22 protein-coding genes are annotated in these 22,743 nt (G+C 69.3%); 10 read left to right on the top strand and 12 right to left on the bottom strand.

The window, feature by feature from the left end:
* Positions 1–100: 100 nt before the first annotated feature.
* Positions 101–631 carry an Lrp/AsnC family transcriptional regulator gene (locus J7E87_RS12965; RefSeq protein WP_215093292.1) on the top strand — a complete coding sequence of 177 codons (531 nt, stop codon included), beginning with the start codon at positions 101–103 and terminating at the stop codon, positions 629–631.
* Between the two features lie 57 nt (positions 632–688).
* On the opposite strand, the gene J7E87_RS12960 is transcribed toward J7E87_RS12965, so the two are convergent.
* Together J7E87_RS12960 and J7E87_RS12955 are read right to left on the bottom strand one after the other, a co-directional pair.
* The gene (locus tag J7E87_RS12960) at positions 689–1,282 is read right to left on the bottom strand and encodes a TetR/AcrR family transcriptional regulator (RefSeq protein ID WP_215093243.1); all 594 of its coding nucleotides are present in this window, start codon (positions 1,280–1,282) and stop codon (positions 689–691) included.
* Positions 1,279–2,790 (bottom strand): 3-hydroxyacyl-CoA dehydrogenase, encoded by a 1,512-nt coding sequence (locus tag J7E87_RS12955; protein WP_215093241.1) that lies wholly within the window; start codon positions 2,788–2,790, stop codon positions 1,279–1,281. Before J7E87_RS12955 ends, J7E87_RS12960 begins: the two co-directional genes overlap by 4 nt.
* 122 nt (positions 2,791–2,912) lie before the next feature.
* Here J7E87_RS12955 and paaN point away from each other — a divergent pair, with 122 nt between their 5' ends.
* Entirely contained in the window at positions 2,913–4,589 is a 1,677-nt protein-coding gene (paaN, locus tag J7E87_RS12950) for a phenylacetic acid degradation protein PaaN (RefSeq protein WP_215093239.1), read from the top strand.
* A gap of 91 nt (positions 4,590–4,680) precedes the next feature.
* Here the strand turns inward: paaN and J7E87_RS12945 are convergent, their stop codons facing one another.
* From J7E87_RS12945 to J7E87_RS34995, 3 genes are read right to left on the bottom strand one after another with little or no spacing between them, the layout of a single operon-like run.
* Positions 4,681–5,334 (bottom strand): TrmH family RNA methyltransferase, encoded by a 654-nt coding sequence (locus J7E87_RS12945; protein WP_215093237.1) that lies wholly within the window; start codon positions 5,332–5,334, stop codon positions 4,681–4,683.
* A complete protein-coding gene (locus J7E87_RS12940) occupies positions 5,331–6,530 on the bottom strand; it encodes an HTTM domain-containing protein (protein WP_215093235.1) in 1,200 nt (399 codons plus the stop codon). Before J7E87_RS12940 ends, J7E87_RS12945 begins: the two co-directional genes overlap by 4 nt.
* A complete protein-coding gene (locus J7E87_RS34995; protein WP_251017329.1) occupies positions 6,527–7,579 on the bottom strand; it encodes a DUF5819 family protein in 1,053 nt (350 codons plus the stop codon). The genes J7E87_RS12940 and J7E87_RS34995 overlap by 4 nt, the downstream gene beginning before the upstream one ends.
* A gap of 113 nt (positions 7,580–7,692) precedes the next feature.
* Between J7E87_RS34995 and paaA the strand changes: the two genes are divergently transcribed.
* From paaA to J7E87_RS12905, 6 genes are all read left to right on the top strand, one after another.
* On the top strand, positions 7,693–8,658 hold the full coding sequence (gene paaA / locus J7E87_RS12930; RefSeq protein ID WP_215093234.1) for a 1,2-phenylacetyl-CoA epoxidase subunit PaaA: 966 nt from the start codon (positions 7,693–7,695) through the stop codon (positions 8,656–8,658).
* On the top strand, positions 8,655–8,945 hold the full coding sequence (gene paaB / locus J7E87_RS12925; protein ID WP_215093232.1) for a 1,2-phenylacetyl-CoA epoxidase subunit PaaB: 291 nt from the start codon (positions 8,655–8,657) through the stop codon (positions 8,943–8,945). Before paaA ends, paaB begins: the two co-directional genes overlap by 4 nt.
* Positions 8,942–9,658 carry a 1,2-phenylacetyl-CoA epoxidase subunit PaaC gene (paaC, locus tag J7E87_RS12920; protein ID WP_215093230.1) on the top strand — a complete coding sequence of 239 codons (717 nt, stop codon included), beginning with the start codon at positions 8,942–8,944 and terminating at the stop codon, positions 9,656–9,658. Before paaB ends, paaC begins: the two co-directional genes overlap by 4 nt.
* Positions 9,659–9,663: 5 nt before the next feature.
* Positions 9,664–10,245, top strand: a complete 582-nt coding sequence (gene paaD, locus J7E87_RS12915) for a 1,2-phenylacetyl-CoA epoxidase subunit PaaD (RefSeq protein ID WP_251017328.1) — start codon at positions 9,664–9,666, stop codon at positions 10,243–10,245.
* Positions 10,246–11,301 carry a 2Fe-2S iron-sulfur cluster-binding protein gene (locus tag J7E87_RS12910; protein ID WP_215093228.1) on the top strand — a complete coding sequence of 352 codons (1,056 nt, stop codon included), beginning with the start codon at positions 10,246–10,248 and terminating at the stop codon, positions 11,299–11,301.
* A gap of 116 nt (positions 11,302–11,417) precedes the next feature.
* The gene (locus J7E87_RS12905) at positions 11,418–12,587 is read left to right on the top strand and encodes an acyl-CoA dehydrogenase family protein (RefSeq protein ID WP_215093226.1); all 1,170 of its coding nucleotides are present in this window, start codon (positions 11,418–11,420) and stop codon (positions 12,585–12,587) included.
* A gap of 29 nt (positions 12,588–12,616) precedes the next feature.
* On the opposite strand, the gene J7E87_RS12900 is transcribed toward J7E87_RS12905, so the two are convergent.
* From J7E87_RS12900 to J7E87_RS12885, 4 genes are all read right to left on the bottom strand, one after another.
* Positions 12,617–12,961 (bottom strand): rhodanese-like domain-containing protein, encoded by a 345-nt coding sequence (locus J7E87_RS12900; RefSeq protein ID WP_215093224.1) that lies wholly within the window; start codon positions 12,959–12,961, stop codon positions 12,617–12,619.
* 118 nt (positions 12,962–13,079) lie between these two features.
* Positions 13,080–13,913, bottom strand: a complete 834-nt coding sequence (locus J7E87_RS12895; RefSeq protein ID WP_215093222.1) for a J domain-containing protein — start codon at positions 13,911–13,913, stop codon at positions 13,080–13,082.
* A gap of 33 nt (positions 13,914–13,946) precedes the next feature.
* Positions 13,947–15,386, bottom strand: coding sequence for a DUF2252 domain-containing protein (locus J7E87_RS12890; RefSeq protein WP_251017367.1), 1,440 nt, complete (start codon positions 15,384–15,386; stop codon positions 13,947–13,949).
* A gap of 191 nt (positions 15,387–15,577) precedes the next feature.
* Positions 15,578–15,928 (bottom strand): helix-turn-helix domain-containing protein, encoded by a 351-nt coding sequence (locus J7E87_RS12885; RefSeq protein WP_215093218.1) that lies wholly within the window; start codon positions 15,926–15,928, stop codon positions 15,578–15,580.
* A gap of 110 nt (positions 15,929–16,038) precedes the next feature.
* Between J7E87_RS12885 and J7E87_RS12880 the strand changes: the two genes are divergently transcribed.
* Positions 16,039–16,650 (top strand): FMN-dependent NADH-azoreductase, encoded by a 612-nt coding sequence (locus J7E87_RS12880; protein ID WP_215093216.1) that lies wholly within the window; start codon positions 16,039–16,041, stop codon positions 16,648–16,650.
* 82 nt (positions 16,651–16,732) lie between these two features.
* On the opposite strand, the gene J7E87_RS12875 is transcribed toward J7E87_RS12880, so the two are convergent.
* Both J7E87_RS12875 and J7E87_RS12870 read right to left on the bottom strand, forming a co-directional pair.
* Positions 16,733–17,440, bottom strand: a complete 708-nt coding sequence (locus tag J7E87_RS12875) for a response regulator transcription factor (protein WP_215093286.1) — start codon at positions 17,438–17,440, stop codon at positions 16,733–16,735.
* 77 nt (positions 17,441–17,517) lie between these two features.
* On the bottom strand, positions 17,518–19,173 hold the full coding sequence (locus tag J7E87_RS12870) for a sensor histidine kinase (protein WP_215093285.1): 1,656 nt from the start codon (positions 19,171–19,173) through the stop codon (positions 17,518–17,520).
* 526 nt (positions 19,174–19,699) lie between these two features.
* Between J7E87_RS12870 and J7E87_RS12865 the strand changes: the two genes are divergently transcribed.
* Positions 19,700–20,338: a hypothetical protein gene (locus J7E87_RS12865; RefSeq protein ID WP_215093215.1), complete on the top strand. Its 639-nt coding sequence runs from the start codon at positions 19,700–19,702 to the stop codon at positions 20,336–20,338.
* On the opposite strand, the gene J7E87_RS12860 is transcribed toward J7E87_RS12865, so the two are convergent.
* Positions 20,321–22,743, bottom strand: a 2,423-nt coding sequence (locus J7E87_RS12860; protein ID WP_215093213.1) for a Pls/PosA family non-ribosomal peptide synthetase, incomplete at its 5' end; no start/stop codon positions are given. The genes J7E87_RS12865 and J7E87_RS12860 overlap by 18 nt on opposite strands.

Below are 22,743 nucleotides of genomic sequence, written 5' to 3'. Positions count from 1 at the left end.
CTACAGGCACCTTCAGCCTGTGGACAAACGGTTCTCCACAGCCTGGGATAGAGACAGGTCGTCCATGCGAGGAAGGCGGGGGGATATGGCAGCTGAACAAATGGCCGAGGGCGGGGACCGGACGGACCAGGCCCCTCCGCCACGCCCGCTCGATTCCATCGACCGAGACATCCTGCGGATCCTCCAGACGGAGGGTCGCGCCTCGATACGCTCCGTGGCCGAGCGCGTCCATGTGTCCCGCGCCAACGCGTACGCCCGGATCAACCGGCTCATCGACGACGGCGTGATCCGCGGTTTCAGTGCCCGTGTGAATCACGAGCGCGCAGGTCAGGGCGCGTCCGCCTACATCACGCTGAAGATCGTGCAGAACTCCTGGCGCACGGTGCGCGAGCAACTGCAGGCACTGCCCGGAGCTGCGCACATCGCGCTGGTCAGCGGCGATTTCGACGTACTGCTGCTGGTGCACACCCCGGACAACCGCACCCTGCGCGAGCTCGTCCTGACCAGGCTCCAGTCGATTCCCGAGGTCCTGTCCACCCGCACCCTGCTGGTCTTCGAGGAGACGGACCTCGACCCGGGGCCGGGGCAGGGCCCACTCCCGGCGCCCTCTCCGGACGCCGAGCCACTGTAGGACCGCAGTAGGACCGCCGGCAGCGCGAGGAGACGCCGACGGCCCCAGGAGTCCCGGCTAGGAGTCCGTACGCAGGCCGTCGAAGGCGAGCCTGACGACCGCCTCGGCGACCTGGTCGCCGTCGTAGCCGCCGCCCGGGAGCGGCCGGTACCACTCGACCAGGGAGTTCACCATGCCGAAAAGCAGCCGGGTGGCCAGCCTCATGTCCATGTCCGCGCGCAGATCGCCGTCCGCCGCGGCAGCCTTCAGCAGATCGGCGACCCGCTGGTCGAACTCCCGGCGCCGTTCCATGGCCCACCGCTCGGTCTTGGTGTTGCCCCGTACGCGCAGCAGCAGCGTCACATAGGGCAGCTCGGCCATCAGCACCTCGACGGTGCGCCGCGTGACGTACTCGACCCGCTCGATGGTCCGCCCGCGGACAGCTCCCGGCTCGTCGAGGATCGCGAAGAGCGCGTCGAGCGCCCGGCTGACGGCGCGGCGCAGCAGTTCCTCCTTGCCCGCCACATGGTGGTAGATCGAGGACTTGGAGATACCGGCCGCCTTGGAGAGATGCTCCATGGAGGTGCCGTCGTAGCCACGCTCGTTGAATATCCGTACGGCGACGGTCAGCAGCGTCTCGGGCGTGTACGTGTCGCGCTTGGCGGTGGTCATGAGGCGTCCTCCTGGGAGGTCGCGTACGACCACTGATGGAGCGCGAGGGACCGCGCGTAACGTCCGGTCGGCACACTCTCATGGAGATTTTGGAGCAGTTCCCACGCCCAGTCGCGCCCCAGGCTGTCGTTCCATTCGATGGGCCCCAGGGGGTAGTTGACCCCCAGGCGCATCGCCGTGTCGATGTCCTCCTTGGTCGCGACCCCCTTGGCGACCGCGTCCAGCGCCAGGTCCGCGAGCATCGCGACGGTGCGGGCGACGATCATGCCCGGCACGTCACCGATGACGCTGACCTGCTTGCCGAGAGCCTGAAAGAGGCCGGTCGCCTGCGCGAGCGTGTCGTCCCCGGTGTGGTCGGCGGCGGACAGCGCTATCCGGGTCGCAGCCCGGTAGTCGAGTGCCAGGTCGAAATAGACGACATCGCGGAATTCAACAGATGTCTGACCGTCGGCGAGCACCAGCTGCCCGCCACTGGGCAGAACGAGCCGCGTTCCCCGGTCCTCGTCCTTCTGCCGCACCTCGATGCCCGCTTCCCGGATCATCGCGGTCAGCTCGCCGGCGGGCCCGAGATCGCCCTCGATCACGACGTACTCGGGGGCCTCCGCCGGCTCCGCCGTGTGCGGCGCGGGCTTCGGGGCCCCTTCGGCGTACGAGAACCAGCCGTGGCCTGACTTCCGGCCAAGCCGTCGCGACTCGACGAGACGGCGCTGCGCGAGGGAAGGGAGAAACTTGGGGCTGTGGAAGAAGGACTCCCAGACGGAACGGGTGACGGCCTCATTGACATCCTGGCCGATCAGATCGGTGAGCTCGAAGGGGCCCATCCTGAAGCCGCCGGATTCCCTGAGGACCGCGTCGATGGTGGCGGGATCCGCGCCCTGCTCCTCGTACACCGCGAAGGCCTCGGCGTAGAAGGGCCGGGCTATGCGATTGACGATGAATCCGGGCAGGTCGGCGCAGCGCACCGGGGTCTTTCCCCAGGCGGCGGCCGTCGCCCACGCGCGCGTGGCGGTCGCCTCGTCGGTGGCGTTGCCGCTGACAACCTCGACGAGGGGCAGCAGGGGCGCCGGGTTGAAAAAGTGCAGCCCGACGAAACGGCCGGGATGCCTCAGGGCGCCCGCGACGGCCGTGACGGAGAGGGAGGAGGTGTTGGTGGCGAGCAGACAGTCGTCGGCGACGATCTCCTCCAGCGCCGTGAACAGCTCCTGCTTGACCGACAGTTGCTCGAGGACCGCCTCGACGACGAGCGCGGCATCGGCCAGCTCGCCGAGGCCCACTGCCGGACGCAGACGCGCCCGCGCCGCGTCGCGCTCGGGGGCGTCCATCCGGCCCTTCTCGACCAGCCGGTCGAGGCGCGCGCCGATCGCGTCGGCAGCTTCGCCGGCCCGCCCGGGAAAGGCGTCGTAGAGGCGCACAGGATGGCCTGCGGCAAGGGCGACCTGGGCGATGCCCTGCCCCATGGTGCCGGTGCCGACCACGGCGACAGTGCGGCTCTGATCGATGGCGGTCATGGAGCGATCCTCCCGGATGAGTTATCCACAGGCTTGACAGGCCCCCTTGTACCGACCGATCGTTCGGTTACTCTAACTCTGTCATTCCTTCCCTGCCCAGCTCGACGAGGAGTTGGTCCTTCATGCAGCTGACCGAGACCCACCGGCCAAGGCTCGACCAGGCCCTCGAAACCATCCGCACACGCGCCTACTGGTCCCCGCATCCCGAGCACCCCAAGGCCTACGGCGAGAGCGCGCCGGCCGACGGACTCGCGGCGTTCGAGTCCCTCCGCGGCACCCGCTTCGAGCTGGACCAGCCGGGCACGGACGGCTGGACGGGCGCTGAAGTCTCGCCTTACGGCCCGGAGTTGGGTATCGAGTATCCCCACCCCGACATCGACGTCCTGCTGCCCGCGATGCGAGCCGGCATGGGCGCCTGGCGCGAGGCCGGTCCGGAGACTCGGGCCCTGGTCTGCCTGGAGATCCTTTCGAGGATCAGTGCCCGCACCCATGAATTCGCGCACGCGGTGATGCACACCAGCGGGCAGGCCTTCATGATGGCGTTCCAGGCGGGCGGCCCGCACGCCCAGGACCGCGGCCTGGAGGCCGTGGCGTATGCCTACGAGGAGCAGATCCGCACCCCCGTGGCCGCCGACTGGTCCAAGCCGCAGGGCAAGCGCGACCCCCTGGAACTGCGGAAGACCTTCACCACGGCGGGACGCGGCATCTCCCTGCTGATCGGCTGCAACACCTTCCCCACGTGGAACGGCTACCCGGGGCTGTTCGCCTCCCTGGCCACCGGCAACCCTGTGCTGGTAAAGCCGCACCCCCGCGCGGTACTGCCCCTCGCTCTCACGGTGCGGGTCGCCCGCGAGGTGCTGGCCGAGGCGGGCTTCGACCCGAACCTGGTCTGCCTGGCCGCCGAGCGACCGGGCGAGGGCATTGCCAAGACCCTCGCGGTACGCCCGGAGGTCAAGATCATCGACTACACGGGGTCCACCGGCTTCGGCGACTGGCTGGAGGCCAACGCCCGGCAGGCGCAGGTCTACACCGAGAAGGCCGGCGTCAACACCGTCGTCGTCGACTCCACCGACAACTACAAGGGAATGCTGTCCAACCTGGCCTTCTCGCTCTCCCTGTACAGCGGCCAGATGTGCACCACCCCGCAGAATCTCCTCATCCCCAGGGACGGCATCACGACGGACGCCGGCCACAAGTCGTACGACGAGGTGGTCACCGATATCGCGGCCTCAGTAGGCGGCCTGCTCGGCGACGACGCCCGGGCGAATGCCCTGCTGGGCGCGCTGGTCAACCCCGACGTGAAGGCACGCTTGGACGGTGCCACCGGGCTGGGTGAGGTTGCGCTGCCCTCGCGGAAGATCGCCAACCCGGAATTCCCGGATGCTGTCGTCCGTACGCCGGTGATCGTCAAGCTCGACGGCGCGCGGAAATTCTGGGAAGGGGCCGACGCGGAGGCTGCGTATCTGTCGGAGTGCTTCGGCCCGGTCTCCTTCGCCGTCTCCGTGGACTCGACGGCGGACGCGCTGGAGCTGCTGCGGCGCACGGTCCGCGACAAGGGCGCGATGACGGTCGGCGCGTACACCACGTCGGCGGAGACGGAGCGCGCGATCGAGGACGTCTGCCTGGAGGAGTCGGCGCAGCTCTCCCTGAACCTGACGGGCGGGGTGTACGTCAACCAGACGGCGGCGTTCTCCGACTTCCACGGCTCGGGCGGCAACCCGGCGGCGAACGCCGCGCTGTGCGACGGGGCGTTCGTCTCGAACCGCTTCCGGGTGGTGGAGGTCCGCCGCCAGGCGTGAGACTGCGGCGATCCACGCGTGCGTGCCGACGGCGAGGCCATGCTGCCGGCGCGCACGCGGGGGGGGCCGCCTGACAGCCGCGCCCTCTCGCTTACGGGTGCTCGATGTCCGCGTACCGCTGCACCCAGGCGTGCATGGCGATCGCCGCCGCCGCGCCCGCGTTGATCGAGCGGGTCGAGCCGAACTGCGCGATCGAGCACACCATCGTCGCGTGCTTACGCGCCTCCTCCGTCAGCCCCGGCCCCTCCTGTCCGAAGAGCAGTACGCAGCGCCGCGGCAGCTCGGTGCGCTCCAGCGGGACCGCACCCGGCAGGTTGTCGATGCCGATGATCGGCAGATCCTCTGCCGCCGCCCAGGCGGTCAGGGAGTCCGTGTCCGGGTGGTGGCGCACATGCTGGTACCGGTCGGTGACCATGGCTCCGCGCCGGTTCCAACGCCGGCGGCCGACGATGTGGATCTCCTTCGCCAGGAAGGCGTTGGCGGTACGCACCACCGACCCGATGTTGAAGTCGTGGCCCCAGTTCTCCACGGCCACATGAAACCCGTGCCGGCGTGTGTCCAGGTCGGCGACGATCGCCTCGCGCGTCCAGTACCTGTAGATGTCGGCCACATTGCGCCGGTCGCCCTCGGCCAGGAGCTGGAGGTCGTACCGCGCGTCCTGCGGCCACGGCAGCGGATGCGGCCCGACACCGATCTCGGGGCCGTAGGCGTCGTCGTACTGAATCGGTTCCTCGGTGGTGCTCACCCGACGAGCGTACGGGGCTGGTCCGGGCTACCGCGCTGCTGCTCCGGCCGCCCCGCGACGTCCGCGCGCGAGAACAGCCGGTCTCGCCCACGCGCAGCCCGCCCGCCGAGCCAGATCAGGAAAGCGGTCGGCAGGAAGACCGCATCGGCGGCGATCATCGCGAGTGAGAAGAAGGGCAGCCCGAGCAGTACGGCGATGGCCGCGTGCTCCAGCATCATGGCGGCCAGCAGGACGTTCTTGACGCGCCGGTTGAAGAGCGTGAACGGGAAGGCGACCTGCACGATGACCGTGCCGTATGTCAGCACCATCACCATCACGCCGCCGGAGGCGAGGAGGTCGGAGAGGGCCGGCCAGGGCGTGAAGTAATCCAGCTTGAGCGGGTAGTAGAGCGCGGTGCCGTCCTGCCAACGGGAGCCCTGGATCTTGTACCAACCCGCGGTGGCGTAGATCAGGCAGACCTCGGCCATGATCACGACGAAAGCGGCATTGTGAGCAAGGTTGGCGAGAACGTCCAGCAGGGCGCGCGGCTCACTGTGCGGCGCGAATCGGCTCACCACCCACCACAGCCCCAGCCCCACCCAGAGCAACCCGAGAAGCAGCATGACCAGCCAGCCGGTCTGGTTCAGGAATGTGGCGGTGATCAGGGCGAGTCCCAGCACCGCCCAGAGCACGGGGCCGACGCGGTCGCGGGACGGCCCGCCCGTCACCCCCGGCGCCGCTCGGGCGGCTCGCCGTGCGTCCAGGGACCAGACCTGCCCGCAGCGCGTCAGAACCAGATAGATCGCCATGAGATGGATGACGTTGTCGCCGCCGTCGCCCATGAAGATGGAGCGATTCTGCAGGGAGAGCACGCCGATCATGAAAAGCACGGACATGGTGCGGGTGCGCCAGCCAAGTATCAGCAGCACGCTGGACAGCACGGCGATGCCATACACGAGTTCGAACCAGAGAGTGGTGTCCGACCACATGAGCGCGGTGAAAGCGTCATTGGCCGCTATGAGCTGCCGCGCCATGCCCCAGCTCCACGGACCGTTGGGGCCGTACATCTCATGGCGATTGGGCAGCTCGCGCAGCAGGAAGAGCAGCCAGGTGGCGGCGAAGCCGATCCGGACGATGGCGCTCTGGTACGGGCCGCGAGCCGTGGAGGTGATGCGCTGGACAGCGCGCGCAAGCCCGCGGTCGGCAGTGGTGTTCACGTGCCCGCCTCCGTCCGGCCGCTGCTGACGCCCTCGGGCAGATCCGCGGCGGTGACCGTCCACCAGGGCAGGACCCGGTATGCGGGGCGGGTGTCGATCTTCTCGTCGCTCCACTCCGGGGGCTTGACCGAGCGGGTCGAGGACCTGAGCTGGATGCGCTCGACGGGGCCGCCCAGGTCGTGCGCGTCGAGGCGCATCATCACAATCCTGCGGACGTAGCGCTCGGCGAGCTGGCCGCGCACGCCGTCCGCGCGGTTCTCGTTGTTGTGGGAGTTGACGTAGTAGTCCCACGCCCGGCGCAGCTCGTTCTGCTGGACATGGCTGGGGAGGAGATTGCCGCGGATCGCCTCGCCGTCCTCGGCGGTCAGGTCGATCCAGTCGGTGGTCTTGCGGCTGCCGTCGGCGGCCGACAACTCGACCTTCACCTGAACGGCGATGTTCTGCTGGAGCGGGTTGGGAGCGAAGAGCTTCCAGTTCTGCTCGAACTCGGGGTAGACCCAGCCGTCGACCGCCTTGCCGTACTCCTTGGTGACGGTGTTGGACGGGGCGACGTGCAGAAACACCATGGCCAGGTGGACGCAGGCGAGTGCGCCGATGATCGCGAACGAGACGGCGGCGGCGACCTGGTAGGGGAGGGAGAGCGCCGCCATGCCGCGGACGGGGGCGGGCTCGGGGACTGCGGACTCGGGGGCGCCGCGGGGCGCGACCGGCGGAAGCCGGTGCCACTGCTCCCGCTCCCGCTCGTGCTCCGGCTGGCGCTGGTGCTGGACCTCGGCCTCGGCCTCGGACCGAGGCTCGGTCCGGGAGGCGGGGACTCGCCCGGCCTGGGCGAGCTGAGTTTTGGGCTGGGAGACGGGGTCGGCAGCGGGTTCGGCGGCGGGCGCGGATTCCTGCGCGGGCTGACACTCGGACTGGGACTCGAGCTCTGATTCGGGTTCGAATTCAGCTGGGGATTCGGGCCGCGTGCGTGCCTTGGGGACGCGGCCGGGCTGCGGCTCGGAGCTCAATCTCCTGGCGCCGTTGACGTCCTCGTCCTCGTAGGAGTCCATCCCGCCCCGATCCCCATCGGTCCACCTCAGTTATCCACAGGGTTGACACCCTACGGGCCGCCGACTCACCATTGAAGTCAATGAACCGAACGATCGGTCGGTAGGGGGCCCGGATGACGGCAGTGACTGCGGATACGTACGAGGCGGTTTTCGAAGCCGCCGTGGCCGCCGACGAGCGCATCGAGCCGCGCGACTGGATGCCCGACGCCTATCGGGCCACGCTCGTCCGCCAAATGGCGCAACACGCCCACTCCGAGATCATCGGTATGCAGCCGGAGGCGAACTGGATCACGCGGGCGCCCTCGCTGCGGCGCAAGGCGATCCTGATGGCCAAGGTTCAGGACGAGGCGGGCCACGGGCTGTATCTGTACAGCGCCGCCGAGACCCTGGGCACAAGCCGTGAGGAGCTGCTCGACAAGCTCCACACCGGCCGCCAGAGATACTCGTCGATCTTCAACTACCCGACGCTGACCTGGGCCGATGTCGGAGCGATCGGCTGGCTGGTGGACGGTGCGGCGATCACCAACCAGGTGCCGCTCTGCCGCTGCTCCTACGGTCCGTACGCCCGCGCGATGGTCCGGATCTGCAAGGAGGAGTCCTTCCACCAGCGCCAGGGGTACGAGCTGCTGCTCACCCTCTCCCAGGGGACGCCCGCCCAGCACGAAATGGCTCAGGACGCGGTGAACCGCTGGTGGTGGCCGTCACTGATGATGTTCGGCCCGCCGGACGACGAATCGGCCCACTCTGTGCAGTCCATGGCCTGGAAGATCAAGCGGCACTCCAATGACGAGCTGCGCCAGCGCTTCGTGGACATCTGCGTCCCGCAGGCCGAAGCCCTCGGGCTCGCCCTCCCGGACCCCGACCTGCGGTGGAACGAGCAGCGGGGCCACCACGACTTCGGCGCGATCGACTGGGCCGAGTTCCAGGACGTCCTCAAGGGCAACGGCCCGTGCAACGAAGAGCGGATAACGCAGCGCCGCCTGGCCCACGAGGAAGGCGCCTGGGTCCGGGAAGCGGCCGTGGCGTACGCCGCGAAACACCAAGCACAGCACGCGAAGCCCGGGGAGGCGACAGCATGAGCAGCTCGACCGACTGGCCGCTGTGGGAGGTCTTCGTGCGCTCGCGCCGCGGGCTCTCCCACACCCACGCGGGGAGCCTGCACGCCCCGGACGCGGAGATGGCCCTGCGCAACGCCCGCGACCTGTACACCCGGCGGAACGAAGGCGTGTCGATCTGGGTGGTCCCCTCCACCTCGATCACCGCGTCCTCGCCCGACGAGAAGGACCCGTTCTTCGAGTCGGCTGCCGACAAGCCCTACCGGCACCCGACCTTCTACGAGATCCCGGAAGGGGTGAAGCACCTGTGACCGCGACGGCCAATGCCGCGGCGCTCGCACTCGGCGACGATGCGCTGGTGCTCTCGCACCGGCTGGGGGAGTGGGCCGGCCATGCGCCCGTCCTGGAAGAGGATGTCGCCCTCGCGAATATCGCGCTGGACCTGCTGGGGCAGGCGCGGGTGCTGCTCTCCCTCGTCGGGGACGAGGACGAGCTGGCCTATCTGCGCGAGGAGCGGGCGTTCCGCAATCTCCAGCTGGTCGAGCAGCCGAACGGCGACTTTGCCCACACCATCGCCCGCCAGCTCTACTTCTCCCTCTATCAGCGACTGCTGTATGCGCAGCTGGCCGTGACAGACGGCGAGTTCGCCGGGCTCGCGGCCAAGGCCGTCAAGGAAGTGGCGTACCACCAGGACCATGCCGAGCACTGGACCGAGCGCCTCGGCGACGGCACGGCCGAGAGCCATGAACGGATGCAGCGGGCGTGCGACGCCCTGTGGCGGTTCACCGGCGAGATGTTCCAGCCGATCGAAGGGCTGGACATCGACTGGCAGGCTCTGGAGGCCAGTTGGATGGAGGCCGTCACCGCTGTTCTGGAGCGGGCGACGCTGACAATGCCCGCCGGGCCGCGGGCAGGCGGCTGGGCGGCGGGCGCGGGACGGCAGGGTCTGCACACCGAGTCCTTCGGGCGGATGCTGGCGGAGATGCAGCATCTGCACCGCAGCCACCCGGGGGCGTCATGGTGACCCACATGACGGACGTGACTGACATGCCTGACGTGAATGGCGTGACCGAGACGACTGCCTGTGGCACCCCAGTGGCCACCGGCGAGAGCGCGACGGTAGGTGAGACGCGGCTGGAGGCGGAGCTGCGCAGGCTCGCCGGCTCCGTGCCCGACCCTGAGCTGCCGGTGCTGACGCTGGAGGAGCTCGGCGTGCTTCGCGGGGTTCAGATTCTGGCGCCCGGCACGGTCGAGGTGAAGCTGACCCCGACCTACACCGGCTGTCCGGCGATCGAGGCCATGACTTCGGACATCGAGCGGGTGCTGCACGACCACGGAATACCGGAGGTCTCGGTCGTGAAGGTCCTCTCGCCGGCCTGGTCGACGGACGACATCAGCGCGGAAGGACGGCGCAAGCTCGCTGAGTTCGGGATAGCCCCGCCCCGCGCGCACGCGGCGGAGGGGCCGGTGCCGCTTACGCTCTCCGTACGCTGCCCGAACTGCGGCTCCACCGATACCGAGCTGCTGAGCAGGTTCTCCTCCACTGCCTGCAAGGCACTGCGCCGCTGCGTCAGTTGCCGCGAACCCTTCGACCACTTCAAGGAGTTGTAGATGTTCCATCCGCTCCGGGTCAGCGAGGTCGAACAGCTCACGGACGACTCGGTGGCCGTCACCTTCGAGGTGCCGCCCGAGCTGCGCGAGACCTTCCGCCACACCCCCGGCCAGCACTTGGCCCTGCGCCGGCTGGTGGACGGCGAGGAGATCCGTCGTACCTACTCGATCTGCACCCCGGCCGCCCCGGCCAACGGTGATCCGATACTGCGCGTGGGCATCCGGCTGGTAGACGGCGGCGAGTTTTCGACGTTCGCGCTCAAGGAGCTCGGCGTCGGCGACCTCGTCGAGGTGATGCCACCGATGGGCCGCTTCCTCCTCGCCCCGCGCCCCGGGTACTTCGCGGCGGTCGTCGGCGGCAGCGGCATCACCCCCGTGCTGTCGATGGCGGCGACGCTGCTGGCGCGGGAGCGGGAGGCCCGGTTCTGTCTGATACGCAGCGACCGCACAGCGGCGTCGACGATGTTCCTGGACGAGGTCGCCGACCTCAAGGACCGCTTCCCGGACCGTTTTCAGCTGGTCACCGTGCTCTCCCGGGAGGAACAGCAGTCAGGGCTGCCGTCCGGACGGCTGGACAAGGAACGGCTGACCGGGCTGCTGCCAGCCCTGCTTCCGGTGGCCGACGTGGACGGCTGGTTCCTGTGTGGGCCCTTCGGTCTGGTCCAGGGCGCCGAGCGCGCCCTGCGCGGGCTCGGGGTGGACCGGAGCCGTATCCACGAGGAGATCTTCCATGTTGACGACGGTTCGGCACCCGGCCGAGCAGCGGTGAAGGCGCCGGCCCATGCCGAGCTGACCGCGACCCTGGACGGCCGTTCCGGCAAGTGGCCGGTGCTGGAAGGCGAGTCGCTGCTGGAGACCGTGCTGCGGAGCCGCTCGGACGCGCCGTACGCGTGCAAGGGCGGGGTCTGCGGTACCTGCCGGGCCTTCCTGGTCTCGGGCGAGGTGCGCATGGACCGCAACTTCGCGCTGGAGGCGGAGGAGACCGAGGCGGGCTATGTGCTGGCCTGCCAGTCTCATCCGGCCACGCCAGAAGTGGAGTTGGACTTCGACCGCTGAGCAGACCCCAGCGGTCCCTCCTCCCGCGCTGTGTTCTTTTTCGAGAACCTGTTCTATCTTGACGATTCGTCAGATACGGATTCAGAGACAGCAGCGGTGCGTGGGAGGACAAGGCAGTGGACTTCACCTTCACCGAGGAGCAGCAGGCGGCGGTCCAGGCTGCGAAGGCGGTCTTCTCAGGCGTCGCGCCCGACGGCGTGCCGAGCCCCGCGCTCACCCGGGGCGCGGTGGCCGAGGAGTTCGACCGGCCGCTGTGGGCAAAGCTCGCGGACTCCGATCTGCTGAGCCTGGTCCTGTCGCCACAGCACGGAGGAGCCGGCCTCGATCCAATCGCGCTCTGCCTGGTGCTTCGCGAGTCCGCGAAGGTGCTGGCGCGCGTGCCGCTGCTGGAGACGAGCGCGGTCGCCATGGCCGTGGAGCGTTACGGCAGAGCCGAGTTGAGCGAAGAAATCCTGTCCCCCGTCGGCCGCGGCCACCTGGTGCTCACCGTCGGGGCCAATGGCCGCACCGGCCACGACCCCGCCGAGCTGGCCGTCACCGCGCGCCCTGACCCCGGGCACGGGGGCGGTGAGGGGGCCGGCTGGGTGCTCGACGGGGTGCAGACGGGCGTGCCCTGGGCCCAGTCCGCGGACCGGATCGCCGTGCCGGCGCACACCGGCGACGGCCGGGCCGTGTTCGCCGTGGTCCCCCGGGGCCGGGAAGGCCTCACGCTCGGCGAGCAGATCTCCACCACCGGCGAGAGACTCGCCGAGGTCAGCCTCGACTCCGTACGGATCGACAGCCGCGAACTGATCGACGCCGACGGCGCCTGGGAGTGGCTGCGCCAGCTCCTGGCCACCGGGACCTGTGCGCTGGCCCTGGGGCTCGGTGAGGGCGTGCTCGCGATGACCAGCGAGTACACCGGAAAACGCGAGCAGTTCGGCTTCCCGGTCGCGACATTCCAGGCAGTCGCCGTACAGGCCGCCGACCGCTATATCGATCTGCGCGCGATGGAAGCGACCCTTTGGCAGGCGGCTTGGCGGCTGACCCCGGTGCAGGGGAGCGCGGGAGTCGGCGGCCCGCTGCCGGTGTCCGGCGATGTCGCGGTGGCGAAGGTCTGGGCCTCGGAGGGCGTACGCCGCGTCGTCCAGACCGCGCAGCATCTCCACGGCGGCTTCGGCGCCGACACCGACTATCCGCTGCACCGCTACCACGCCTGGGCCAAGCAGCTCGAGCTCTCACTCGGCCCCGCCGCTGCCCACGAGGAGGCGCTGGGCGACCTCCTGGCCGCCCACCCCCTCGGCTAGCGCTCAGCAGCCGCCCGGGGTCCTGTGTCTCAGAGGACGAACGCCGGGTTGGTGGTGCCGGTGACCATCGGGCGTCCGGCTCCGTCCCAGGCGAGCATGCCGCCCTCGACGTTCACCGCGTCGATGCCCTGCTGCACCAGATACTGGGTGACCTGCGCGGACCGCCCGCCGACCCGGCACATCACGTATGCTCGGCCCCCGGCGGCCAGGGCCTCGGTCACCTCACCGAAGCGGGCCACGAAGTCGCTCATCGGGACATGCAGCGCGCCCTCGACATGCCCAGCCGCCCACTCGTCGTCCTCCCGGACGTCCAGTACCAGGCCGTCGGACGGTACCGCCGCGGCGTCCACCGAGGGCAACTGGGCGAAATTCATGGGTCCATGCCTTCTCTCGTACATCTCGTGCTCGTGTGTCTGATGCTCGTGCATTTCGTGCTCGTGCATTTCGTGCATACGCGGCAGGTTCCTGGGGTCCTTAGGACCTTGAAGAAACCTACTGCACCAGTCCGGACAGTTCCCTCTCACGCTCGGCGACCTGCCCGAGCAGCTGCTCGGCGATCTCCTCCAGCAGCCGGTCCGGGTCCTCGGGCGCCATCTTCAGCATCGCGCCGATCGCGCTCTCCTCCAGCTCGTGCGCGACCACGGTCAGCAGCTCCTTGCGCCGCGACAGCCACTCGAGCCGGGCGTAGAGCTCCTCGCTCTCGCTGAACGGCTGCTCGGCGGGCACAGGCCCGGCAGCCCACTCCTCGGCCAACTCCCGCAGCCGCGCCGCGTCGCCGAGCCCGTAGGCGGCGTTCACGCGCGTGATGAACTCGTCGCGCCGTGCCCGCTCCTCCTCGTCCTGCGCCAGGTCCGGGTGCGCCTTGCGGGCCAGCTCGCGATAGAGCTTGCGTGCCTCCTCGCTGGGACGGACACGCTTCGGCGCCTGCACGGGCTGATCGTTGAGCATTGCGGCGGCCTCGGGGGAGAGTCCCTCGGAGTCCATCCAGTCGTGGAACAGCTCCTCGACGCCTGGCATCGGCATCACCATCGCCCGCGCCTCCTGCGCCTTGCGCAGATCCTCCGGGTCGCCGCTACGAGCGGCCCGGGCCTCCGCGATCTGGGCGTCCAGCTCGTCCAGGCGCGCGTACATCGGGCCGAGCTTCTGGTGGTGCAGCCGGGAGAAGTTCTCCACCTCCACCCGGAACGTCTCCAACGCGATCTCGAACTCGATCAGCGCCTGCTCGGCCGCGCGCACCGCCTTCTCCAGCCGGGCCTCTGGCCGCGGCGGCACGTCCTGCTCTTCGTCGTTCCGGGTCGTCCGCCCGCCGGATGCATCCTGGGTCACCCGCCCAGCCTACGGGCGCGGCCAAGCACGACGTCACACCCCCAGCTCAGCAGCTATCCGTCCGCTCTTGATCGCCGCCAGCAGCTCTGCGTGGTCCGCTTCGGTACGGTCCGCGTAGGTCACGGCGAAGCGAGCCACCGCCTCGTCCAGCTCCTCGTTCTTGCCGCAGTACCCGGCGAGCAGACGCGGGTCGGCGCTGTGCGCATGCGCCCGAGCCAGCAGCGCGCCGGTCATCCGCCCATAGTCGTCGAATTCGTCGGCAGCAAGCGCAGTCGGGTCCACGCTGCCCTTGCGGTTCCTGAACTGCCGTACCTGGAAAGGCCGACCGTCGACCGTCGTCCAGCCGAGCAGAATGTCGCTGATCACCTGCATCCGTTTCTGGCCGAGCACCACTCGGTGCCCCTCGTGGTCCACCTCCGGCACCTGGAACCCGGCGGCCGGCAGATACGGCAGCAGTGCCGAGGCCCGCGCCTCCTTCACCTGAAGCACCAGCGCCTCGCCCCGGTGGTCGAGCAGCAGCACCACATAGGAATGCGTGCCCACGCTCCCTGTCCCGACCACCCGGAATGCCACATCGTGGATCGCGTACCGCCCGAGCAGTGGCAGCCGGTCCTCCGACACCGTGCGCAAATAACCCCCGAGCGCGGAGGCGACGGCCGCCGCCTCCGCGTCCGGCACCCGCCGCAGCACCGGCGGCGCGTCCACGAAGCGCCGTCCCCCGTCGCCGCACTCCTCCGTCGCCTTGGCGGCGAAGCGCGCGCTGGTGTTGTTGCGGGCCTTCTCAGAGACCCGTTCCAGCGTGCCGACCAGATCGCGCGCGTCCGTGTGGGAGACGAGCTCCTCGTCGGCGATGGCGTTCCACGCGTCCAGCGCGGGCAGCTTGGCCAGCAGCCGCATGGTTCGCCGGTACGCCCCCACCGCGTCGAAAGCGGCCGATTTGCAGACAGTCTCGTCCGCGCCCGCCACTCGCCCGGCCAACACCAACGAGACGGCCAGCCGCTTGACGTCCCATTCCCACGGGCCGACGACCGTCTCGTCGAAGTCGTTGAGGTCGATGACGAGGCGGCCGCGCACATCGCCGTACAGCCCGAAGTTGGCCGCATGCGCATCGCCGCAGATCTGCGCGCTCACCCCGGTGACCGGAGTGCCCACCAGGTCGTAGGCCATCAACCCCGCCGAGCCGCGTAGAAACGCGAACGGCGAGGCGGCCATCCGGCCCACCCGTATCGGCGTGAGTTCGGGCACCCGGCCGCGGTTCGACTCCTCGACGGCCTCAACCGTGCCGGGCCGCGCCACCGCGAGCACCAGCGAGTCGTGCGATGCCCGCGGCACCCTGTCCCGCAGCGCCTTTCCCTCCTCCTTCGGCGACCGGGCGGAGTCAGGCGTTCCCTGCCCCGGACGCCGCGCGAAGCCCGGCACCACCGGAATGCGCTCTATGCCCGTTGCCTCTGCGCCGTCCTGCTGCACCGGCATCACCGTCTCAGATTCGATCATGAGGCGCTGCCTCCCCCGTCGTCGTACGGCTTCAACATCAACTGTCAACGACCGTACCGCCGCAGCCCGACAACCGTCTCCCCCTGTGGACAACGTGCGCAACTGCGCGGCCTGCAATGGATGAAGCGCCCATGCCCCGGCCTGAGGGCTTGCCCCGGCCTGAGGCCCCGCTAACAGGGGTCCGAGTCGCCCTGCGTCAGATGCGCGTCGGCCCACAGCGCCAGTTCCTTGAGGGCGGGTTCCATCGCGGACCCGGCCTCGGTCAGTCGGTATGCGACCCGCAGCGGCGGCCCCTCGTCGACCTCGCGCACGACCAGCCCCGCCGCCGCCAGCTCGGTCAGCCGGTCCGAGAGCATGCGCTCGCTGATGCCCGGGATGGCCCGCCGCAGCTCCGCGAAGTGCACCGCGCGCTGCATCAGCACCGAGACGATCGGACCCGTCCAGCGCTTGCCGAGCAGCTCGAAGACGCGCGTGATGCCCCCATCGACCCTCTTGCACGCCTCTTCGCTGTGTTCCGTCATGCCTCCAGAGTACTGCGCCATCCGCATGAACTTACGAAAGATAAGTCCCTATGTTATTAATAGGTGCGTACGGAATATTAGCTAGCCCCCACCCCCTCATGGAGAACCTCATGGCCACGCTGCTGCACCTCGACTCCGCCGTCTTCCCCCAGGGCTCGGCCTCTCGCGAGATCACCGCCGCCTTTGTCCAGGCCTGGCAGGGGCAGCACCCCGAGGGCACGGTGGTCTACCGCGATCTCGCGGCCACTCCGCTGCCCCACCTGGACTTCGCCGCTGTCTCCGCAGGGATAGAAGACTCCCTGCGAGCTGAACTCGCTTCCGAACTCGAGGCGGCGGACGCCGTTCTGATCGGCGCACCGATGTACAACTTCACGATCCCGTCCACCCTCAAGGCATGGCTGGACCAAGTGATCGTCGTCGGCCACAACGCCGGCCCCGACAGTCCGGTGGCCGGCACCCCGGTCACGGTCGTCGCCAGCCGCGGCGGTTCGTACGCTCCGGGCACCCCCCGCGAGGACTACGAATTCGTCCAGAGCTACCTGGAGAAGGTGCTGACCGGCATGCTCGGCGCCGAGGTCGACTTCATCGTCCCCGAGCTGACGCTGGCGCGCTCCAGGCCCGAGATGGCGGAGCTGATTCCCCTCGCTGACGCCTCCCGTACGAAGGCGCTGGACGACGCCGCCCAGAAGGGCAAGGCCCTGGCTGCCCGTCTCGCCGCCTGACCACAGGTGCCGCGCGCACAGCGCAGACCACACGCGAACGCCCGCGGAGGTGGACCCTCCGCGGGCGTTTCACGTGAAACAGTCAACGCGGCTGTTCCAACCCGGCGTCCCGCGCCAGCAGTGCCGCCTGCACCCGGTTCTCGCACCCCAGCTTCGCCAGGATGCGACTCACGTACGTCTTCACCGTGGCCTCGCTCATATGCAGACGCCTCCCCGCGTCCGCGTTGGACAGTCCCTCCCCGAGCAGCGCCAGCACCTCCCGCTCCCGCGCGCTCAGCGCGGCAACACGAGCCCGCGCCTCCTGGCCGCGCGCAGCCGTTCGCCCGGACGCGAGCTGGTCCACCACATGCCGGGTCGCTGCCGGGGAGAGATATGCCTCTCCCGCGGCCGCGGCCCGTACCGCTCGGATCAGCTCCGCGGGCGCAGTGTCCTTGAGCAGGAACCCGGCGCCCCCGTGTTCCAGCGCTCGCAGTACGTTCTCCCGCTCGCCGAAGGTCGTCAACACGATCACCCGCGTCGCCGGTGCCGCCCTGCGAAGTTCCCCCAGAGCTGTGAGGCCGTCCATCACCGGCATCTGGATGTCGAGCAGCACCACGTCGGCGGAGTGGGATCGCGCCAGGTCGACGGCCTCCCGCCCGTTCGCCGCCTCCGCCACGACCTCGATATCGCGGTCCGAGGTGAGGATCATCCGGATCCCGGCCCTGATGAGTGGCTCGTCGTCGGCGACGACGACCCGGATCGGCGAGCCGGCCGGCGACCCTGTCGACGAACCCGTCGGCGACCCCGTCACATGCACCCCCACACCACAGGCACCCCCACAAAAGATCCACTCTCACGCCTACCGGCGTCTGCCGCCGCGCACCGCCTTCAGCGGCTGACCTCGTAGGACTTCTTCTCGATCAGCTTGTCGCCCTTGAAGCAGAACCGGAACACCGGTTCGGTCTCGATACTGTCCCCAAGCTCCGACGACATCAGCACCAGGCACCTGGAGCCCGCGGGCTCCTTCGGGCCCTTGCCGCTCAGCCCCGTTGTCGTGACCGTGTCCCCGCTCGGCAGCTGGTCTCGCACCTCTTCCTCCGATGCCCCGATCTCCACCCGCTCGTACTCGGCCGGATCGATCATCCCGTCGTTCACCGACCCCACCAGGAAGAACATCCCGAAGACACCCGCGGCCCCCAGCACCAGCAATGCCGCCAGGGCAATCCCGCAGCCCAGCGCGAACCCCCCGCCACCGCTCTTCCCACCCATCGCCAACTCCCGCTCCGAAACAGTCCAGTCCATGACCGGATCACCGTTCCCGAGCGCGGCCACCGGCGACTGCTGGCGGAAGTCGTCCTCCGCGGCGACGAAGGGCGCGGCCTCCACGACTCCGTACGGCAGCACTCCCGCCACCCGGAAGCCGCCGTCGTCCGCCGGTCCGGCGTGCACGATGCCGCCGACCAGCCGCGCCCGCTCGCGCAGCCCGGTCAGCCCCTGCCCGCCGCTGACCACCTCGCCACGTGCCGGCGCGCCAACTGCCCCACTCACGATCTCGACGACGACCGAGTCCGGCTCGTATCGCAACTCCACCTCGATCGGAGCGCCGGGAGCATGCTTGTACGCGTTGGTCAGGGCCTCCTGCACGATGCGGTACGCCGCGTGGTCGGCCGCCGCGGCGAGCGGCCGCACCTCGCCCTTGTACCGCAGCTCCACCGCGTTGCCCGCCGCGCGCGCGGAGTCCACGAGGCCCCCTATACCGGCCGTCCCACGCGCGACGCGCCCCGACTCGTCAACCGGCGCGGGCCCCTCGACCCCGTCCCGCAGAATCCCGACGACCTCACGTAGCTCATGCATCGCGGTCACCGAAGCGGCCCGCAGCACCCCGACCACCTCCTGCTGCCGCGGCGTCAGCTCAGGATCCACCTCCAGCGCGCCGGTGTGCACGGAGATCAGCGCCAGCTGGTGGCCGAGGCTGTCGTGCATGTCCTGGGCGATCCGCTGGCGCTCACGCAGCCGCGCCTGCCCCTCCACCATCGCGCGCTCCCGCAACAGTTGGCTGTTGCGCTCCTGGAGGGCGTGCAGCAGGGTCCGGCGCTGCGTCCAGTAACGGCTGGCCAGACCCGGCACGACCGCAGTCGCAAGGAAGTACAGAGTGGTGAGCAGCACCAGTGTCAACGGCGTCTGTTGCGACCAGGTGTCCAGGAGCATGGTGCCGACAAAGAGGGAGTACGCCACGGTGAACGCGACCAACGCCCGCCCGGCGCCCACGATCCTGCGCCCCGCCGACCAGCCCACGACCATCATCAGCGGCGCGAAGCCGCTCATGAGCGGCGCGAGCGCCCCCGTGATCGCCAGCACCGGCGCGGGCAGCCGGCGCCGCAGCAACGACAGCAATGGGGTCACAGCCCCGACGACAAGCAGCCGCAGCCCCGCGCTGCCGGTCAGTTCCTCGGTTCCGGCGGCCATGAGACCGAGCACCAGCGCGAGCACCACTTCGCCGGCGGTCCGCCTGCGCGACCACAGCTCGGGTGCCGCCAGCCACATCCAGCAGGCCCGTATCTTCAATGACGCGTTCACGCCCGCACCCTAAGCAGCGCGCCCGGCCGCCCACGGCCCACTTTCGTCTCGCCGCCCAGCGACGAACGTCGCGCAGCGGCACATCCGTCGATGACATTCGGGGCGTTTGAGAACCGTCTCCCCGGCTGCGTCAGTCGCCGGCCCCGTGGTCTCCGCGACCACCCGGCTGCACACCGCGGGACCGCGGGACGAGGGGCCGCCAATGGTTCTGCGGCCGCTGGCCTACGTGGCCCTCGCGCCCGCCCTCTGGGGCGTCCGGGCCCTCAGCAACATCCTCGCCAACGCGGCCTGAGCTGGTCGCACCGAACTCGCTGAACGCGCGTCGGCCTCGGCCGTGTTCTGCGAGCGCGAGCGGGGCAGCTCCTGGGAACGTCACGTCGTCGAGTGACGCCCCCTCGCGATGTGGCGCAAGACACACTTCAGCGGTACATCGAGCAACCCACGTTGTGAGTCCGAGTGTTGGCACGAAAAGAGATCAAGGAAGTGACAACAGGTGACCAACCGCAAGATTCTGGCCGTGGCGGCGCTGTGCGTGACCGCCGCCGTCGGCCTGACCGCCTGTGGCGGCGGACAGAGTGAGGACACCGCGGACAAGGCAGCGAGCTCCCCGCCGTCGCCAAAGGCCCCGGTGGACCCGTTCGAAGGCCTCACCGCCGACCAGATCGCCGACAAGGCGCTCAAGGCCACCAAGGCCGCCAACTCGCTCAAGGTCGCGGGTGAGGGCAAGGACGACGGCAAGGACCTGTCTCTGGAGTTCGCGCTCAGCAAGGCGGGCGACTGCGCCAGTCGCGGTCACCGCCCCGCCCACCGACCAGATCTTCGACCTGGACAAGGTCAAAGCAGCCGGTTCCTGAGCCGTGACTCTGTGAGCCACCGGGGCCCACTGGCGCCTGGCACCGTCAGTGGGCCCCGTCAGCTTCTCCGAGGTGTCCGCAAGCGTCACCGACCCCCGCGCCTGCACCACTGCGACCTGCGTCGATACGGCCCAGCTTGCCGGTGGGAAACAATCAAGCTCTTCCCGGGAAACGATCTTCTTCGGCGGCGCGTAGGCGCTGACCAGTGGTGCCGCGTAGGCATGTCCCGCGAACAGGAAGATCGTTTCCCACCGGGCTGCTCAGCAACGGTGACGTGAAGCGGGCCCGCCGACCCCAGGAAGCTCAAGAACGCGAGCCACGGCGGTGTCTTCTCGGGCCGGGTTGCCACCCCACCGTGTATGCGGTGGAACTTCCTCGCCCTTCATCAGGAAGGTGTCCGCGGCGAGCTGTGACTGGTCGCCGACGGTGGTGCCGTAGTGGACGAACGCGTTCACGCCGAGGGTCACGCCCGCGCCGATCGTGGCGCGGTCGGACTTGAAGGCTCCGTCCTCCTGCGAGTGGCACTGGATGATCGTCCCGGCGTTGAGGGTACAGCCGTCCCCGATGCTGACGAGGGTCCGCTCGGTGATCGAGCAGCCGTCGTCGAAGACCCGGCGGCCGATCCTGACGCCCAGCAGCCGCCAGACCATGGTCTTGAACGGGGTGCCGTTGAAGGCCTGCATGTACTGGTGCGACGTCAGCTTCCAGAAGCGTTCGTGCCCCCAGAAGTCAGGCTCGTAGATCGAGCAGTACAGCGGCTTCACCGGGCGGATTCTCGTGACGGCCCGTTCGACCAACGTGAAGTAAACGATGGTGAACAGCAGGGTGAGCAGACCGGCCAGCGCGAAGGCCGGCACCCCGATGCTCTGATACAGCTCGACGGCAGCCATGGTGATGAGGGCGAGTACGAAGAAGTGGAACCATCTCACCAGCAAGTGCAGGCCCGCGGTGAGCGCGTTGTGCCTGTTCTTGGCGGCAAGGCGGCGGCGCAGCTCATCACCATGGGCCAGGTGATCGAACCGGGTGTCGCGCAGCACCGTGCGCGGGATCTCGAAGCTGGGCGATCCCAGTAGTCCCACGCCTTCGCGGACCGGCCCGTCGATGGGCACCATGACCTTGGTCGCGAGCAGGCAGTTGTCGCCGGTCCGGCCGCGTGAAGGGTAGGCGATGCGGTTGCCGACGAAGTTGCTCGGCCCGATCGAGGTCGGGGTGAAGCGGAAGGACGAGCTGGAGAAGTCGGCGTTGATGATCGACAGCCCGTCGGCGACCATCGTCCCGCTGCCGACCGTGCTGAGGTAGGGGGTGTCGTGCTTGACCAGCGTGCCGAAGTTCGACCCGGTCTGCTCGATGTGGCACAGGTCGTATCCGAGGCACCTCAGGTAGTGCACGATCGCGGAGCTGTCCCCGAAGAGCGTGGTGAAGAACCTGATGTTGGTCAGCCGCATGATCGCCCGCTGGATGCCGTGGTGGAAGCCGTACAGCGGGTAGGTCCTGCCCGGTTTGATCGCCAGGCTGAGCAGCCGCGGCACCGTGCTCACCACCAGCACGCCCACCAATATGCCGCCGAAGAAGGCCACCAGGGAAGCGACGAGCCCCTCGAGGTAGAACGCGGGGCTGGTGAAGGCCGGCGGCCCTTGGGCGAACACCGCGTTGAGCTGCGGCACCGCGGTGAACACGAGGCTTACGCCCGCCAGGGTCAGCGGCAGGTACACCAGCAGCATGGCGAGCAGCTGCAAAAGGCTGTAGGCGGCCCTGCGAAGGGGGCCGCACGCGGCGGGTTCGACGGCCCGGAAGTCGGTCGTCGTCGGCTGCGCCGGCGTGCCGTGCCATGCCTCTCCGGCCGGCACCATCTGCCCGGAATGCAGGGAGGAGGCGTGGCCCAGCTGGGTGTCGTCGCCCATCGACGTCCCGATGTCGACGACGGCCTGTTCGCTGACGGTCACATTCGCGCCAAGGGTGACGGGGCCCGTCTCGATCCAGCCGTCGTGCGCCCGGTAGCAGGACATCAACACGTCCTTGCGGACGACCGTGCCGTCACCGATGGACAGGAGGTCGGTGCAGACCGGGGCGGTGCGGGTAAGGATGGTGACGCCCTTTCCGATGTGTGCGCCGAGGGCCCTGAGGTACAGCACGTACAGCGGTGAACCGGTGAACAGACGTACCGGGCTGGTACGGATGAGGGTCTTGACGCACCAGAAGCGCAGGTAGGCAAAACTCCACACGGGGAACCTGCGTGGGGTGAAACGGCCGACGAGTATCCACTTGGCCGCGATGGGCAGCGCGCAGACGCCGAAGAAGAGCGCCGTACTGAACAACACCGCCCGCAGGTAGATGCCGGCCGTCCCCGAGCCTTCCAAGGTCCACTCGTAACCGAGGACGGCAATCGTGGCGCCGAGGGAGGAGAAGACAAGGAAGATCAGTATCTGGGCCGTCCCGCACGGCGTGTACCGCCATGAACCGGACTGCGGCGCGCCCGATGCGCCGGATTGGGCATCGCCACGCCCCGGGGCCGGCTGGGAGGTCTGTGACGGCGCGTGTGAGGAGGCCGGGGACCGGGCAGGGGCGGGAGCCTCCTTGAACGCGGCGGCCAGGCCCCGGATCGTGGGGTGCCGGTAGATGTCCTTCATCGATACCGTCGGCAGGTCGTCCCGCTTGCGTACCCGCGCACAGAACTGAGCCATCA

The sequence above is a fragment of the Streptomyces sp. ISL-1 genome, from assembly GCF_018614585.1.
Classification (GTDB): Bacteria; Actinomycetota; Actinomycetes; order Streptomycetales; family Streptomycetaceae; genus Streptomyces; species Streptomyces maoxianensis.
This window is presented reverse-complemented; position numbering and strand designations above follow the sequence as displayed.